The organism is Roseovarius dicentrarchi, assembly GCF_003316635.1.
GTDB lineage: Bacteria > Pseudomonadota > Alphaproteobacteria > Rhodobacterales > Rhodobacteraceae > Roseovarius > Roseovarius dicentrarchi.
This window is the reverse complement of the sequence record NZ_QNQP01000016.1, coordinates 40103-56230: the sequence shown is the minus strand read 5'-3', so window position 1 is coordinate 56230 and position 16128 is coordinate 40103. Positions and strand designations below refer to the sequence as shown.

Genomic DNA, 16128 nt, shown 5'->3' with positions numbered 1-16128 from the left:
TCGCGGCCGCGTCATCCGCCCAGGGCGGAAACGCTCATGTTTTGATACATGCCCCACATGGCAGTTATGAAAATCGACACCATGCCGATGATCTGCACATAAAGGCGGTGACGAAACAGCAGGTTGATCAGTGGCGCACCGGTAAGCCCGGCGGCGTCGATCTGCCGGGCCGTGCGCAGGGACAGAAGCCAGACCAGCGACAGCGGCACGCCCAAAAGGATCAGCGCCTGCGCAAATTCGCGCTCGTAGACCCAGCCCAGAAGGGCCGCAGTGGTCAGCGCAAAACAGATGATGCCGGTCAGCATGACCCCGCTTTCCTGCGCGATATACAGGATGCGGCGCACATTGATACCCACCATGGCGGTCATATCGTCCATCGCGGCAGAGCCTTCGGCCTCTTTTCGGGCGCGCAGGACCATATCCCAGGGGACGCCCAGAATGTAGTGGCTGGTGGAGGACCACAGCACGGCCAGCGCGATCCAGAACCACAGGTTGCTGAAACTGCGCATGTCGATCAGTTCGAATACGGTTGAGTACCAGTCCACGATGGCTCCAGCCTGCCTTCTGCGCGATGCCGGGGCCGGATGGCCGGGCGCCCGAATCGTGTCTTGCCGCGTTTGTGTTCCCCGCAGTTAGCGCCCCGTTCCGTCATGAAAAGGCCGCCATTCGCGTGGCTGCGCCCGTCTTAGCGCCGCGTCACGACAATTCCCACCCTTGAGATGCGGGAATTTCCGTGGCACCTAAGGGCCATCGCCGCCCTTGAAAGACGCCTTATGCATTCTGTCCTGCCGCCCTTCCCCGCCAATCGCCCCCGCCGCCTGCGCCGCACACCCGGCCTGCGCGCGCTGGCTGCTGAAAATTCGCTGAACGTGGGCGATCTGATCTGGCCCGTTTTCGTGCGCGATGGCGAGAATGTGGAAGAGCCTGTCGCCTCCATGCCCGGCGTCAACCGCCTGAGCGTGGACCGCGTGGTTGCGGCGGCGCGCGAGGCGGCCGATCTGGGCATCCCGGCGATCTGCCTGTTTCCCTATACCGGCGCCGCAATGCGTACCGCCGACTGCGCCGAGGCGTGGAATCCAGACAACCTCAGCAATCGCGCGACCCGCGCGATCAAGGCTGCCGTGCCGGAAATGCTGGTGATGACGGACGTGGCGCTGGATCCGTATTCGGACACCGGCCATGACGGGTTCGTGAGGGATGGCATCATCGTCAATGACGAAACGGTCGAGGCGCTGGTAAAGCAGGCGATGGCACAGGCCGACGCCGGGGTCGATATCGTCGGACCATCAGACATGATGGACGGGCGCATCGGCGCGATCCGCACCGCGCTGGAGCGCAGCGGCCACCAGGACGTGATGCTGCTCAGCTATGCCGCGAAATATGCCAGCGCGTTCTATGGCCCGTTCCGTGATGCCGTGGGGGCGTCCGGCGCGCTGAAGGGGGACAAGCGCACCTACCAGATGGACCCGGCCAATTCGGACGAGGCGATGCGGATGATCGCACGCGATCTGGCCGAAGGCGCCGATGCGGTGATGGTCAAGCCCGGCCTGCCCTATCTGGATATCTGCCGCCGCGCCAAGGACAGCTTCGGCGTGCCGACCTACGCCTATCAGGTCAGCGGCGAATACGCGATGATCGCCGCCGCTGCGCAAAATGGCTGGATCGACGGGGAGCGCGCCATGAGCGAAAGCCTGATGGCGTTCAAGCGCGCCGGCTGCGACGGCATCCTGACGTATTTTGCCCCCGCCATGGCGCGCCTGCTGGCGTAAGCCTCGCCCCTGCGGGCGGTAATTTGCCCAGCGGCCGCCCCATGCGTGACAATGCGCGGCGGTTTGCCTATAGTTTTCCATGGATCGACCGATACAACGGTCGGCGGCGCATCAGGCAACGAACAGGCATATTGACATGAGCATTATTTCCAGACGCGGATTCACGCTGGGCGCCCTCGGGCTGGGCGGTACGGCACTGGCCGGTTGCGGCAACGGCGTCGGCAGCGCGGCGCCCCAGCAGATCGACGCGCGGGTCGATACAACCTTGCGATATCTGTACGACAGATACCCCGGCACACGCGCGCTGTATGAAAAATCCACCGGCATGCTGGTGATGCCCCTGATCACCGAGGCCGGGCTTGGCCTTGGCGGTGGATACGGGCGCGGCGCGCTGCGCATCAACAACCAGACGGTCGATTATTATTCCGCCACCAAGGGCAGTATCGGCCTTCAGATCGGCGCGCAGCAGTTTGCGCATGTTCTGTTTTTCATGACCGAAAGCGCGCTGGCCAATTTCCGCAGATCTTCGGGCTGGGCGGCGGGCGCCGATCTGGAATATGTGTTCAAGGACACCGCAGAAAACCTGCGCGCCGAGACGACGACATCGACCTCCCCGGTCATCGCGGTCGTGTTCGGGCAGGCCGGCCTGATGGCGGGCGCGTCGCTTGAAGGTATGAAATACAGCCGCATCATCCCCTGACCGGGGATTGTGCCGCGCATGGGGCAGGACATCCCTGCCCCGCCACGCCGGTCAGTGCAGCGTAAATTCCCCCGTCACATTACGCCATTCACCCGGCGCGATCATCTTGCGGTGGCTGAACCGGACCGAATGCAGCGGGCCGTCCAGTTCCCGCTGCCAGAATTCCACGAATTTGAACAGGTTGGGATGATCCGGCGCCGTATCGTATTCCTGCCAGATGTAACTGTTCAGAACATGGACATAATCAGGCATCCCGTAGAAGAATTCGGCAGTGGTCAACCCGTACCCTTTCAGCATCATTTCCGTCTCGCTCATCGGCATGTCACATCCTCCTTTGCTGCCCGACAGATCAATCGTGCCACAGGGAAATTAATTTTCAATGAAAACAATTTGTTAGCAGGCATACCTCATGGCTGCCAAGGCGCGCAGAACTGGGCCATTGCACCCCATATCATGGCGGTGGTATAGGTTTCATACACCAAATGTGGAATGACGCGACAAGGTAGGCCCAGTTTTGACCGATACGCCGCAACCCCCCGAAGACATGGACGAAATGATGCCCGAGCGGCCCGTATTCGACGGCCCGTCCGTGTCCATCGAAGAAGAGATGAAGACGTCCTATCTGGACTACGCGATGTCGGTGATCGTCAGCCGCGCGATCCCCGATCTGCGCGACGGGCTGAAGCCGGTGCATCGCCGCATCCTCTATGCGATGTTCGAGGGTGGCAATACGCACGACAAACCCTATCGCAAATCGGCGCGCGCCGTGGGCGACGTGATGGGTAAATACCACCCCCACGGGGACAGCGCGATCTATGACGCGCTGGTGCGCATGGCGCAGGATTTTTCCATGTCGCTGCCGCTGCTCGATGGTCAGGGAAACTTTGGCTCCATGGACGGCGATAACGCCGCCGCCATGCGTTATACCGAAGTGCGGATGGACAAACCCGCCGCCTATCTGCTGGCCGATATCGACAAGGAAACCGTCGATTTTCAGGATAACTATGATGGCAAGGACCGCGAGCCTACCGTTTTGCCCGCGCGCTTCCCCAACATGCTGGTCAACGGCGCGGGCGGCATTGCCGTCGGCATGGCCACCAACATCCCGCCCCATAACCTGGGCGAGGTGATCGACGCGACGCTGGCGCTGATCGAGAACCCCGATCTGACTTCCGAAGACCTGATTGAATACATCCCCGGCCCCGATTTTCCCACCGGCGGCATGATGCTGGGCCGGTCCGGCGCGCGCAAGGCGTATCTTGAGGGGCGCGGCAGCGTCATCGTGCGCGCCAAAACGCGGGTCGAGGAGATCCGCAAGGACCGCTGGGCAATCATCATCGACGAAATTCCCTATCAGGTGAACAAATCCACCATGATCGAGCGTATCGCCGAATCCGCCCGTGAAAAGCGGATCGAGGGAATCGCCCACGTGCAGGACGAATCCGACCGCGACGGCGTGCGTGTGGTAATCGAGCTGAAGCGTGACGCAACGGCCGAGGTGGTGCTGAATCAGCTGTTCCGCTTCACCCCGATGCAGACCTATTTCGGCTGCAACATGCTGGCCCTCAATGGCGGCCGCCCCGAGCAGCTGACCCTGCTTCGGTTCCTGAGCTGCTTCATCGACTTCCGCGAGGATGTGGTTGCCCGCCGCACCGCCTATCTGCTGCGCAAGGCGCGCGAGCGCAGTCATATCCTGTGCGGTCTGGCCGTCGCCGTCAGCAACGTGGACGAGGTGGTGGCAACCATCCGCGCCTCTGCCGATGCTGCCGACGCGCGCGTCCGCCTGATGGAGCGGCGCTGGCCCGCGGGCGATATTCTGGAATATATCGCGCTGATCGACGATCCCACCCACACCGCCAACGAGGACGGCACCTATAACCTGTCGGAAATTCAGGCCCGCGCCATTCTGGAGCTGCGCCTGCAACGCCTGACCCAACTTGGCGTCAAGGAAGTCACCGACGAGCTGCGCGACCTGGCGGGCAAGATCAAGGACTACCTTGCCATTCTCGCCTCGCGCGATCGGATCATGGAAATCATCAGCAACGAATTGACCGAAGTGCGCGAGCTGTTCGCCGTGCCGCGCCGTACCCAGATCGTCGACTGGTCCGGTGATATGGATGACGAGGACCTGATCGAGCGTGAGGATATGGTCGTCACCATCACCTCGGGCGGGTATATCAAACGCACCGCCCTGACCGATTTCCGCGCCCAGAAGCGGGGCGGCAAGGGGCTGTCGGGCATGTCCACCAAGGATGAGGATGTCGTCACTACCCTTTTCGTGGCCAACACCCATACGCAGCTGCTGTTCTTCACCACCGATGGCATGGTCTACAAGCTGAAGACATGGCGCCTGCCACAGGGCGGCCGCACGTCCAAGGGCAAGGCGATCGTCAATATCCTGCCGATCCCCACGGGGGTGTCCATTGCCGCCGTGATGCCGGTTGACCGCGACGAATCCGAATGGGACGATCTTCAGGTCGTCTTTGCCACCTCTGCCGGGACGGTGCGCCGCAACAAGCTGTCCGATTTCACCAATGTGCGCGCCAACGGCAAGATCGCCATGCGGTTCGAAGAGGAAAACGCCGGGATCACGCTGATCAATGCGCGGATCGCCTCCAACGACGATCACGTGATGCTGGTCACGTCTTCGGGCCGGGCCATCCGGTTCCCCGCAACGGATGTGCGCGTCTTCAACAGCCGCGCCAGCCTGGGCGTGCGGGGCATCCGCCTGACCGGCGGTGACAGCGTCGTTTCCATGTCGATCATCCCGCATTTCGATGCCACGTCGGACGAACGCGCCGCCTATCTCAAAATGCGCCGACAGCAGGCCGGTCTGACCGAGGAAGAGCTGGACGCCGCAGAGGATGAGGGCGACGCAAACGCCGCCCTGCCGCAGGAGCGTTTCCTTGAAATGCAAGCCGCCGAGGCGCTGATCCTGACCATCACCGCCCAAGGCAGCGGCAAGCTCAGCTCCAGCCACGATTATCCGGTGCGCGGGCGCGGCGGCATGGGCGTCGCGGCGATGGACAAGGCAATGCGCGGCGGGCCGCTGGTGGCATCGTTCCCGGTGACGCTGGAGGATCAGATCATGCTGGCCACCTCGCGCGGGCAGTCGATCCGCGTCCCGGTCAGGGGCATTTCCTTCCGCTCGCGCAGTGCCGGCGGCGTGACAGTGTTCAACACCGGTAAAAACGAAACCGTGGTCAGCGTTGCCTGGATTGCCGAACAGCCGGACGAGGATATGGTCGAGGGCGAGGCACCGATAGAGGTTTCAACCGACACATCGGGCGGGACATCTTCGGAGGGCGCATGAACGCCGCGCCCCCGCGCCCGATGTCGAAACTGATCGCGCTGGTCTCCAGTCTGGCGGTGGCGGGCGTGGCGATTTTCGCGCTGTGGAATTACCTTGGTGGCAGCGGCGGCGATGCACCGGCCAAACGCAGCGCGGTGATCGCCCCGGTGCGCGAGGCCGTCGCCGCCTCTGCCAGCCATTCCCACGCCTGCGCCGGCCGCATCGCCGCCCTGACACGCGGCGCGCCCGGCGCAGCAGCCCCCGATATCAAGCCCTGCGGCACCGAGGCGCGGCGCCTGGCCGCCAGCGGATACAGCGCGCTGGACGCCGCCACCGGCCCCGACGATTCGCCTGCGAAGGCCGAATTCCTGGACGCCGCCGGATCACTGCTGAGCGTTTATGAAATGCAGGGCGATGATTTCGATCTGATCCACGACCTGGTGCAGGATGCCGCCGCCAAAGGCGCGCCAGTGGCGGCGCTGGCCAGCGATATTGACTATACATTGGGCAATTCAGCCGCTGATATCGCCGCAGCCACGGCGCAACTGGACCGCACTCAGGCCGCCTACCGCAGCGGCGGATAACGCGCGGCGCCTGCGATCACTGCGCCGGGTAGAGCGCGCCGAATTTCTCTTGCAGATACGCCATCAGCGGCGCCTCGCTTGGCGCAGTGCCGCAGGCCCGCGTGATCAATTCGCGCGGGGGATAAAGCCCGCCATGCTGCTGCACAGTCTCGCGCAGCCACGCCATGGCCGACGCCATGTTGCCCTGCGCCAATTCGGCGTCCAGATCCGGCACCGCACGGCGCAGCGCGACGGCAAGACAGCCGGCATAGACATTGCCCAGACTGTAGGTCGGGAAATACCCGAACAACCCGACGGACCAATGCACGTCCTGCAAACATCCCAGCGATGCGCGCGGCACCTGATAGCCGAAATCAGCCTCGAACCGGTCATTCCACGCCGCTTCCAGATCCGCCGGCAACAGATCACCGGCCACCAGCGCCCGCTCCAGATCAAACCGCATGAGGATGTGCAGATTATACTGCACCTCATCTGCCTCCGCCCGGATAAATCCGCGATGCAGACTGTTGACCGCCGCGTAAAACGCATCCTCCCCGTCGATGCCAAAATCGCCGAACACATCGCGCATCCGGCCATATAGCCAGCCGGTAAAGGCGCGGCTGCGGCCCAGCTGATTTTCGACGATCCGGCTCTGGCTTTCATGCACACCCATCGACACCCCCGCCCCCAGCGGGGTCAGCGCATAGGCGGGATCGATCGATTGCTCGTACACGGCATGGCCAGCCTCGTGCATCGTTGAATAAAGGCAGTTGAACGGATCGTCTTCCGCGGTGCGGGTGGTGATGCGCACATCGTCGCCCGACCCGCTGGAGAAGGGATGCACAGCCTTGTCCAGCCGCCCGCGCGTCATGTCATAACCGCAAAGAGCGGCCAGTTGCTGCGCCAGTTGCATCTGCGCGGTCACGTCGAACCGCCCCGACAGCTGCGGCGCCGGCGTGCCAGCCAGCGCCGATTCGCGCAGCGCGATCAGTCCGGGGCGCAGCGCGCCGAACATCGCATCAAGGTCCGCCGCCTTTGCCTCCGGCTCGTAATCGTCCAGCATGGCGTCATAGACGTCGCCGCCCTCGGCCAGCGCCGCCCCCTCCTCGCGCTTCAGGGCCAGAATTTCAGCCAACACAGGTGCAAAGGCGGCGTAGTCATCAGTCGCGCGCGCCTCGGCCCATTTGCCTTGGCTCAGCGCCGCCGTGCGCGCAAGGGCCGTCGCCAGATGCTCGGGCACGCGCTGCGTGCGCTCAAAACTGCGGCGGATATGGCGCAGCTGTGCCGCCGCCACCTGCCCCAGCGGCGCATCCTCTGCTGTCTCCAGCCAGTCGCCGATGCGCGGATCGGTGCGGCGCGCATGCAGCACCGCATGCAGCGCGCCCGTCTCCTCGGACCGCTGCGCGGCGGCGCCGCACGGCATCACCGTCTCGCGGTCCCATGACAGCCGCCCGGCGATCTGGGCCAACGCCTCGGTCTGGCGCTGATGGGCCATCAGATCATCGAACGCGCTCATATCACGTGCCCCTTACCGATTGCGCCAGCGGATATCCGGCATGAAACCGGGCCCGCAGGATCAGCACCCAGACGATGACCGCCAGAAACTGATGCAGGATTGCAACGTGCCACGGCGCCGCCAAAAGCACCGTCACAATGCCCAGAACAACCTGCGCGAGTATCGCGCAGAACGCCAGCGTAAACGCACTGCGCGTCGCGGTATAGGCGCTGCGCCGTCCGCGCAAAAGCACGACCACCGAAAACGCCAGCAACACGTAGCCGGTCATGCGGTGGATGAACTGCACAGTGCCGGGATTTTCAAAGAAATTGCGCCACCACGGCTCGAACACCATCATCTGCGGCGGCCACAAGCCCCCGCCCATCAGCGGCCATTCTGTATAACTGCGCCCGGCATCTATACCCGCGACCAGCGCACCAATGAGTATTTGAACAAAGGTGAAATGCAGCCAGCCGGTGCCAAGCCCGAACAGACGCGCTTCGCGGCCGCGCCGGGCCTGCAGGATGTCCCGCTCAGGCCGTCCCAGCAGCAGCATGTACCACGCGATAAAGCCCAGGATGACAAATGCCAGCCCCAGATGCGTGGCAAGCCGGTAGGACGCCACATCCGTCCGGTCGCCGCCCAGCCCGGAATAGACCATCCACCAGCCGACCGCACCTTGCAACCCGCCAAGCGCGCCCAAGAGCAACAGCCGCCCGGTCCAGCCCGCAGGGATCTGCCGCGCCACCAGAAAGCCAAAGAAACCCACCGCCCAGACCAGGCCAATCACCCGGCCCAGTTGCCGGTGGCCCCATTCCCACCAATAGATCACCTTGAAATCCTCAAGGCTCATCCAGCTGTTTACAACCTGAAACTCCGGGATCGCCTGATACAGCGCGAATTCGGCCTGCCATTCGGCCAGGCTCAAAGGCGGCAGCGCACCTGTCAGCGGCCGCCATTCCGTGATCGACAGGCCGCTATCGGTCAGCCGTGTCAGACCGCCAACCGCAATCATCACCACGACCAACGCAAACAGCACCATCATCCACAGCCGGATCCCGCGCCGCGCACCGCGCCGCCCCTTGTCGATCATGCCTCCCCTTGGCTGAACGCGAACATCCCCTTTGGTGTCCACTTCCTGAAAAATGCTGCGTTTCTCTGCCACTGTCACTGCTCCTCGGATCGCTCCCCGCAGACATTAGTGCGCACGTGCCGCCCCATCAAGCGCCGCCGCCCCCACGATCCTTCCAGCGGACCATCTGCCGCAGAATACCATGCAGCAGCCGCGTATCGGCCTGCGTCAGCGGCATGCGCGACCAGAAGTTGCGCAAGGTCTGGCGCATGATCGCGGACTTGTGGTCGGGGTAGAAAAACCCGGCCTCGTCCATCCGCGCGTCGTAATGCGCCGCAAGCGCCTCCACCTCGACCTGATCGGCCCATTGCGTGTTGTGCATATGCACGTGGCTGGCAGGCAGCGCATCGGCGGCGCGGCGCCACTCATAGGCCGTCAGCAGCACACATTGCGCCAGGTTCAGGCTGGGAAACTCAGGATTGACCGGGACCGTGATGATCGCATTCGCGCGCACCACGTCGTCATTCTCCAGCCCCGACCGCTCCGGCCCGAACATGACCGCTACCTTCTGGCCGCCTGCAATCCGGCGCGCGGCGTCGCGCATCGCATCCTCGGGGCTGAAAATCGGCTTGGTCAGCTCGCGCCCCCGCGCTGTCGTGGCATAAACATAGTGGCAACCGTCCAGCGCCCCCGGCACATCGGCGACCAGCAGCGCCTCGTCCAACAGGCGCCCCGCGCCGCTGGCCATCGCCACGGCGCTGGCACTGGGCCAGCCATCGCGCGGTGCAACGACGCGCATCCGGTCGAGGCCAAAGTTCCACATGGCGCGCGCAGCCGCGCCGATATTTTCGCCCATCTGCGGACGCACCAGCACAAAGGCCGGCTGGGGTTTGCCAGTTGGCATTGCATTACCTCATTCTCAATCGCTGCCCGGCACGCAAAGACGGCTGAAAAACAAAAAGCCGCGCTATCAAGCACGGCTTTCATGACTTGCAGGATCCGGCAGACCTTACTTGATCTTGCCTTCCTTATACTCGACATGCTTGCGCACAACGGGATCATACTTCTTGATCGCCATCTTCTCGGTCATCGTGCGCGCGTTCTTCTTGGTCACGTAAAAGTGGCCGGTGCCCGCGGTCGAGTTCAGGCGGATCTTGATTGTGGTCGGCTTCGCCATTTTTTATCTCCTGCGCCGGGCAGCGGCGCTGCCGGTGAATACATTTGTCTGCCTTTTAACCCCGCCAGCCTCCGAGTCAACCGCATTTGCCCATATAGGCGCCCCGGCGCCCCGGTTTTTTCTTGGCCCAAATACCCAAATACCGTCAGCACATGCAATCGCACCGTAAATAATCGGGCGCTGCCCGAAAATTCGCAGAATTTTCGAATCTTCGGTCCCATTAATGCGCGGAGGGCCTGTAAGCCGGATTCTGTCCAGAGCGGGCCGAAACCCGCCCCTGGATGGCCATTCATCTAAAGACGGTGTTACCACCGCCCCTTTGGCTGCCAACCCGGACCGCCGGGCCAAGACGTGCCTGCGGGCGGTATCGGCACTGCCGACCTGCCCCGCGCGCGGTCCCTATTTGGCATTGCTCCCGGTGGGGCTTGCCGTGCCGGCGCTGTTGCCAGCCCCGCGGTGGGCTCTTACCCCACCGTTTCACCCTTACGCCCGATCAACGAACGCGGTCTGTTTTCTGTGGCGCTTTCCCTCGGGTTACCCCGGCCGGGCGTTACCCGGCACCGTTGCCTTGTGGAGTCCGGACTTTCCTCCCAAACAGAGCGCGCTCCGCTCAAGCGGCCATCCGGCCCTCCGCGCAAACCTCAGTTAAGCGCCCCGCCTGTCCCGGTCAACGGCAAAGCGCGCGGCGATATCCGATAGTATCGCCATATCCTCCGCTTCCGGCAGACCGTCCGCGCGCCCGCAGGCCCACGGGCGCCAGCGCAGGCGCAGCGCCGCAAGTATATCCGCATCGGAAAATTCTGCACCATAGCCAACCTGGCCGGCAAGCGCGCGAAAGTCGGTCGTATCTGCCGCCGGTGCCGGCTCAGGCCAGATCGCCAGGCCGCAAAGCGCCAGCCGCCGCCAGTCAAAATGCGGGCCGGGATCGTCCTTGCGGTCAGGGGCAATGTCCGAGTGGCCCAGGACGCGGGCGGGCGTGATCTGCCAGCGCGCCATGATGCAGCGCATCAGCCGTTCCAGCACGCGCATCTGCGGTTCGGGAAACGGATGGTCGCCGCGATTTGCCAGCTCAATCCCGATGGACCGCGAATTGACATCGCCCGCATCCCCCCAGCACCCCTGCCCCGCATGCCAGGCGCGCTGCGCCTCGTCCACGAATTGCCATAGCCTGCCATCTTCGGCGATCAGATAATGACAGGACACGCCCGCCGCAGGGTCGCACAGACGCGCCGCCGCTGCGCCGGCTGTCGCCATGTTGGTGTAGTGCAGCAAAAGGATGTCAGGCCGCGCGCCATCCCGGCGCGCGCTGAAATTGGGTGATGGTTGCCAGATCGCGTCAGGCCCGTCCGCGGTGGAGCCACCGGGCTGCATGATTTAGCCGCCAGCGGCCTTGCGGAACGGGCGCGGATCCCACGAACAGGCAAACCCGTCGCCATCAGGATCCAGCCCCAGACGGTCCCGCTCTGGCCCGCCCTTTTCCAAAAAGGCGATCTGCGCCATATCCGGGCCGGGATAGACCGCGCAGTTGCGTTCAAATTTCGACTGTTTGTTCAGCCCGATGCGCTGGTAGATCTGCGTGCCGGGCGCATGTTTGCTGCTAAGCGCATAGGCGACGATGTTCGGCCCCTCGCTGCCATCGCGGCTGGGGACGGACTGAACCGATGCGATTTGATACTGCTGGCGCTGCGCCGCCACGCGGGCCGCGTCATCCTCGATCGAGCGGTTCGCGCTGACCGCGTCAAAGCTGTTTTCATCCGAAATGCCCGGCGCATCGGCAATCTGCGGCGCAGGGTTATTTGGGCCGGCCTGAACGATCGGCTTGCCCGAATTGGCCGCCAGATCCTCCGGGTCGGTGCCCAGTGCCGCGCGGGTCTGGGCCGCGATATCGTCGGCCTCATTGCTGCCGCTGGCAGGCCCGCCGAGCGGCTGGCTGCTGACCGCGTCCGGCGCGGGCAGCGCCGCACCCGTCAGCTGCGCCTCGCGCGCCGCCTGCCGGGCCTCATATTCGCTATAGCTGCCAAATCCGACACCGGCGCCGCTGTCGGGGCCGCTTTCGGGAATGGTGGGTGCGCAGGCGCCCAATGCCACAAGGGCCGCACCTGCCATAAGAATTCGCTTAGTCACATTCGCCTCGCTTGCATGAGACTCGCGCATTTACCACCATTTATCAGGCTTGGCTACAAAACCGGCCGCCTGCTCCAGCGCGTAGGCGCAATTCAGCAGATCGCCCTCTTCCCACGGCCGCCCGATCAGTTGCAGCCCCAAGGGCAACCCTTCGGCGTTCTGCCCGGCCGGCACGGTGATGCCGGGCAGGCCCGCCAGATTGACCGTCACGGTAAAGACGTCGTTCAGATACATCTGCACCGGATCGGCGCTGGCCATCTCGCCCAGACCGAAGGCGGCGCTGGGGGTGGCGGGGGTCAGGATCGCATCAACGCCGGCCTCGAACACCTGCTCGAAATCGCGCTTGATCAGGGTGCGCACCTTGCGCGCGCGATTGTAATAGGCGTCATAGAAGCCCGCCGACAGCACATAGGTGCCGATCATGACGCGGCGCTGCACCTCCGCGCCGAAGCCTTCGGCGCGGGTTTTCTCGTACATCTCGGTGATGCCGTCGCCCGGCGCCAGTTTGGCCCGGTGGCCATAGCGCACGCCGTCATAGCGCGCGAGGTTGCTGGACGCCTCGGCCGGGGCGATGACGTAATAGGCGGGCAGCGCGTATTTGGTGTGCGGCAGGGAAATGTCGCGGATTTCGGCGCCTGCATCCTTCAGCATCGCGGTGCCGTCTGCCCACAGCTTTTCGATCTCGGACGGCATGCCGTCCATGCGGTATTCCTTGGGGATGCCGATCACCTTGCCGGATATGTCGCCCGACAGCATCGCCTCGAAATCCGGCACGGCCATGTCGGCGCTGGTGCTGTCCTTGGGATCGTGGCCGCACATCGCGCCCAGCATGATCGCCGAATCGCGCACGGTTTTCGTCATCGGCCCGGCCTGATCCAGGGACGAGGCGAACGCCACCACCCCCCAGCGCGAGCAGCGCCCGTAGGTCGGCTTGATCCCGGTGATGCCGGTAAAGGCGGCAGGCTGGCGAATGGAGCCGCCCGTATCGGTGCCGGTCGCGCCAAGGCACAGATCAGCCGCGACAGCGGCAGCAGAGCCACCGGACGAGCCGCCCGGCGTCAGCGCCGCATCGTCGCCCGCGCGGCGCCACGGATTGACCGCATTGCCATAAACGCTGGTCTCATTCGATGATCCCATGGCGAATTCGTCCATGTTCAGCTTGCCCAGCATGACGCTGCCCGCCTCGAACAGTTTCGCGGTGACGGTCGATTCGTATTCCGGCACGAACCCGTCGAGGATGCCGCTGGCGGCCTGACTGGCCACGCCCTTGGTGCAGAACAGATCCTTGATGCCCAACGGGATGCCGCACAGGGCGGGCGCATCGCCCGCTTGCAGGCGTTTGTCGGCAGCAGCAGCCATGTCACGCGCGATTTGCGCGGTGTCGTGGACGAACGCGTTCAGAGCGCCGGCGCCGCTAATGGCGGTCAGGCATGCCTCGGTCAGTTCGGCGCTGGTGATGTCGCCGCGGCGCAGGCTGTCGCGTGCATCCGCGATGGTCAGTTTGTTCAGATCGGACATTATTCCACCACCTTCGGCACAGCAAAAAACCCTTCGCGCGCATCGGGCGCATTCGACAGAACCGCCGCCTGCTGGCTGCCATCGGTCACCGCGTCGGCGCGGCGCGGCAGGCGCATGGGGGTGACGGATGTCATCGGCTCGACCCCGTCCACATCCACTTCGCCCAGCTGCTCGATAAAGCCGAGGATGGTGTTGAATTCAGCGGCCAGCGCGGGCAGCGCGTCATCTTCGACGCGGATGCGGGCCAGTTTGGCCACCCGCGCGGCGATCTTGGTGTCGATGGACATGGGCGATCCTCTGGAATTGAGCGTCAGCCCTGCGTTTAGCGCCGCCCCGGAGCGGGTGCAAGTATTCCGGGCCAATCCGGGGCGGAACCGGTGGCACGCGGCGCGCGCTGTGCTAGCGTTGGCAAAACAATGACGGAGGCAAGACTATGAAGATCATCTGGCTTGGACACAGTTCTTTCCGGATCGAATGGGGCGGGCAGACGCTGCTGATTGATCCGTGGCTGACCGGCAATCCGATGCTACCCGAGGCGCAGCACGATGCCGCGACCCAAGGCGCGACGCATATCCTGCTGACCCATGCCCATTTCGACCACGCCAGCGACACGCTGGATCTGGCGCGCGATCTGGCGATCCCGGTGGTTGGCCAGTTCGACCTGATGAACCACTGGGCCGAGAATGAGGGAATCGAGACAATCGGTTTCAACAAGGGCGGCACCGTCGATCTGGGCGGCGTGCGCGTGACCATGGTCCACGCCACCCATTCCAGCAGTTTTGCCGGCAAGGACGGCCCGCAGGCGGCAGGCAGCGAGTGCGGCTACATGATCAAGCACGACGGCCGCACCATTTATCTGAGCGGCGATACCGATGTGATGGCCGATATGGGCGTGTTTCAGGCGCTGCACGCGCCCGAGATCGGCATCCTTTGTGCTGGCGGACATTTCACCATGGACATGCGCCGCGCGGCCTATGCGGCCAGGACATTTTTCGATTTCAAGACCGTCATCCCCTGCCATTACCGCACCTTTGATGCGCTGGAGCAAAACGCCGACGCCATGGTTGCGGCCCTGCCCGGCGTCAACGTCATCGAGCCACAGGTGATGGAGGCGATTGACCTCTGACCGCGGAATTTGGGTATTTTTACCAAGAAAAAACATGGGAGGGGCACCAAGGATCGCCCCTTTCAAGGAAAAAACAGTTCTCAGTGTGGTTTTGGGTTTTCTTGCCGGTTTTAGCGCTTTCTTAACGGTCGGTGGTTCATAGAGTACACTGAGCAGGGATAAGGAAGGGGGCAAGCAGCGGCGAAATTCGATAGCAGGCAGACGGTTCCAACCGGTATCTTTCGCGGTGACACCCGTGGGCTGGCACCGTTCCCTGTGCGGCTCGGACTGGGGGGACCGGCGATTTGCTCGCAATAGGGCTGTGTCGAAATTTGCTTCGGCAGCAGGCGCTCAGAGGGGTACGATGTCGATATCGGTCTGGATGACCAGATCGCAAAGCGGTGGCGGCAGTTGGTCGTTGGTTACAAGAATGTCGATTTCGCGCAGATCGCAAAGCTTGACCAGCCCGCCCGTGCCGATTTTGTTCGAGGTCAAGGCCAGCACGATCTTGCGCGATTGGGCCATGGCGATGCGGACGCGCTGCACTTCGAAATCGTCGTCGTCGCGCAGGCATCCTTGCATATCCATGCCGCTGACAGCGATGATGGCGTAGTCGAAATTGAATTGCGCGATGAAATCTGCGGCGCCGGTGCCGATGATTGCGCCGTCGATGTGGCGCACGACGCCGCCGGGTATGACAACGGTGAAATCCTCGCGCCCGTCAAACAGCATCGCGCTGCGGATGCTGTAGGTGACGATCTTGAGGTTGCGGCGTTCAAGCAGGGCCAGTGCAACCGCCTCGCAGGTGGTTCCGATATCCAGAAACACCGTGGCCCCGTCCGGCACCAGATCGGCGATACGGCCCGCGATCCGTTTCTTTTCAGCAGTTTGGGTGCGGCGACGTTGCTGGTAGGCACCGCGGTCCAGCGCGCCGGTAAAGGCGATGCCGCCGTGGGTGCGCCGCGCGCATCCCTGCTGTTCCAGTTCAAGCGCGTCGCGGCGCACGGTCTGCACAGACACGCCGAGGTTTTTCGCCGCCTCGGTCAGGCTGATATGGCCGTACTCTTCGACAATCTGTGACAGGGCGCGGCGGCGCATTTCCTTTTTATCGGGGGCGATCTTCATTGGCGGTTGTCCGATTCGTCTTTGCCGGGGCGCGGCCAGCGGGCTGGGGTAGAATGTGTCGTCATGATATACTCAAAATATGGTGACTTGCACGCTTTTGGAAGAAATTTTACATTTCGCTTGTCATATTCCTTACAATTTGTAGGCTACCTTTCAGCGAAACTCCGAAATCCCAAGCGACGAGGACC

The 16128-nt window shown here is 63.5% G+C and carries 16 protein-coding genes and 1 other RNA gene; 5 read left to right on the top strand and 12 right to left on the bottom strand.

Translation table 11 applies throughout. The features are described 5' to 3' along the window. Window positions 1–11: 11 nt before the first annotated feature. On the bottom strand, window positions 12–545 hold the full coding sequence (locus tag DQ230_RS12100) for a component of SufBCD complex (protein ID WP_113912883.1): 534 nt from the start codon (window positions 543–545) through the stop codon (window positions 12–14). 228 nt (window positions 546–773) lie between these two features. Here DQ230_RS12100 and hemB point away from each other — a divergent pair, with 228 nt between their 5' ends. Next, window positions 774–1769 carry a porphobilinogen synthase gene (gene hemB / locus DQ230_RS12095; protein WP_113912882.1) on the top strand — a complete coding sequence of 332 codons (996 nt, stop codon included), beginning with the start codon at window positions 774–776 and terminating at the stop codon, window positions 1767–1769. 136 nt (window positions 1770–1905) lie between these two features. Next, window positions 1906–2469, top strand: a complete 564-nt coding sequence (locus DQ230_RS12090) for a lipid-binding SYLF domain-containing protein (RefSeq protein WP_113912881.1) — start codon at window positions 1906–1908, stop codon at window positions 2467–2469. A 51-nt stretch (window positions 2470–2520) separates the two neighbouring features. Here the strand turns inward: DQ230_RS12090 and DQ230_RS12085 are convergent, their stop codons facing one another. Then, a complete protein-coding gene (locus tag DQ230_RS12085; RefSeq protein ID WP_113912880.1) occupies window positions 2521–2790 on the bottom strand; it encodes an usg protein in 270 nt (89 codons plus the stop codon). 223 nt (window positions 2791–3013) lie between these two features. On the opposite strand from DQ230_RS12085, the gene gyrA reads away from it, so the two are divergent. Beyond that, a complete protein-coding gene (gyrA, locus tag DQ230_RS12080) occupies window positions 3014–5782 on the top strand; it encodes a DNA gyrase subunit A (protein ID WP_113912908.1) in 2769 nt (922 codons plus the stop codon). Beyond that, window positions 5779–6345 carry a hypothetical protein gene (locus DQ230_RS12075; RefSeq protein ID WP_113912879.1) on the top strand — a complete coding sequence of 189 codons (567 nt, stop codon included), beginning with the start codon at window positions 5779–5781 and terminating at the stop codon, window positions 6343–6345. The genes gyrA and DQ230_RS12075 overlap by 4 nt, the downstream gene beginning before the upstream one ends. A gap of 16 nt (window positions 6346–6361) precedes the next feature. Here the strand turns inward: DQ230_RS12075 and DQ230_RS12070 are convergent, their stop codons facing one another. From DQ230_RS12070 to gatC, 9 genes are all read right to left on the bottom strand, one after another. Then, a complete protein-coding gene (locus DQ230_RS12070; RefSeq protein WP_113912878.1) occupies window positions 6362–7840 on the bottom strand; it encodes a carboxypeptidase M32 in 1479 nt (492 codons plus the stop codon). Window position 7841: 1 nt separating this feature from the next. Beyond that, window positions 7842–8984, bottom strand: a complete 1143-nt coding sequence (gene ctaA, locus DQ230_RS12065; RefSeq protein WP_113912877.1) for a heme A synthase — start codon at window positions 8982–8984, stop codon at window positions 7842–7844. A 55-nt stretch (window positions 8985–9039) separates the two neighbouring features. Continuing rightward, window positions 9040–9795: an RNA methyltransferase gene (locus DQ230_RS12060; protein WP_113912876.1), complete on the bottom strand. Its 756-nt coding sequence runs from the start codon at window positions 9793–9795 to the stop codon at window positions 9040–9042. Window positions 9796–9900: 105 nt separating this feature from the next. Further along, the gene (rpmG, locus tag DQ230_RS12055) at window positions 9901–10068 is read right to left on the bottom strand and encodes a 50S ribosomal protein L33 (RefSeq protein WP_007204264.1); all 168 of its coding nucleotides are present in this window, start codon (window positions 10066–10068) and stop codon (window positions 9901–9903) included. A 223-nt stretch (window positions 10069–10291) separates the two neighbouring features. After that, window positions 10292–10702: RNase P RNA component class A (gene rnpB, locus DQ230_RS12050), an RNA gene on the bottom strand. Between the two features lie 11 nt (window positions 10703–10713). Next, on the bottom strand, window positions 10714–11439 hold the full coding sequence (locus DQ230_RS12045; protein ID WP_113912875.1) for an N-acetylmuramoyl-L-alanine amidase: 726 nt from the start codon (window positions 11437–11439) through the stop codon (window positions 10714–10716). Window positions 11440–11442: 3 nt separating this feature from the next. Next, the gene (locus tag DQ230_RS12040) at window positions 11443–12174 is read right to left on the bottom strand and encodes a hypothetical protein (protein WP_113912907.1); all 732 of its coding nucleotides are present in this window, start codon (window positions 12172–12174) and stop codon (window positions 11443–11445) included. Window positions 12175–12222: 48 nt separating this feature from the next. Then, window positions 12223–13710: an Asp-tRNA(Asn)/Glu-tRNA(Gln) amidotransferase subunit GatA gene (gatA, locus tag DQ230_RS12035; RefSeq protein WP_113912874.1), complete on the bottom strand. Its 1488-nt coding sequence runs from the start codon at window positions 13708–13710 to the stop codon at window positions 12223–12225. After that, the gene (gene gatC / locus DQ230_RS12030; RefSeq protein ID WP_113912873.1) at window positions 13710–13997 is read right to left on the bottom strand and encodes an Asp-tRNA(Asn)/Glu-tRNA(Gln) amidotransferase subunit GatC; all 288 of its coding nucleotides are present in this window, start codon (window positions 13995–13997) and stop codon (window positions 13710–13712) included. The genes gatA and gatC overlap by 1 nt, the downstream gene beginning before the upstream one ends. 146 nt (window positions 13998–14143) lie before the next feature. Between gatC and DQ230_RS12025 the strand changes: the two genes are divergently transcribed. After that, window positions 14144–14836 carry a metal-dependent hydrolase gene (locus tag DQ230_RS12025; RefSeq protein ID WP_113912872.1) on the top strand — a complete coding sequence of 231 codons (693 nt, stop codon included), beginning with the start codon at window positions 14144–14146 and terminating at the stop codon, window positions 14834–14836. A 330-nt stretch (window positions 14837–15166) separates the two neighbouring features. Here the strand turns inward: DQ230_RS12025 and DQ230_RS12020 are convergent, their stop codons facing one another. Further along, window positions 15167–15940: a DeoR/GlpR family DNA-binding transcription regulator gene (locus tag DQ230_RS12020; protein WP_113912871.1), complete on the bottom strand. Its 774-nt coding sequence runs from the start codon at window positions 15938–15940 to the stop codon at window positions 15167–15169. Window positions 15941–16128 lie beyond the last annotated feature (188 nt).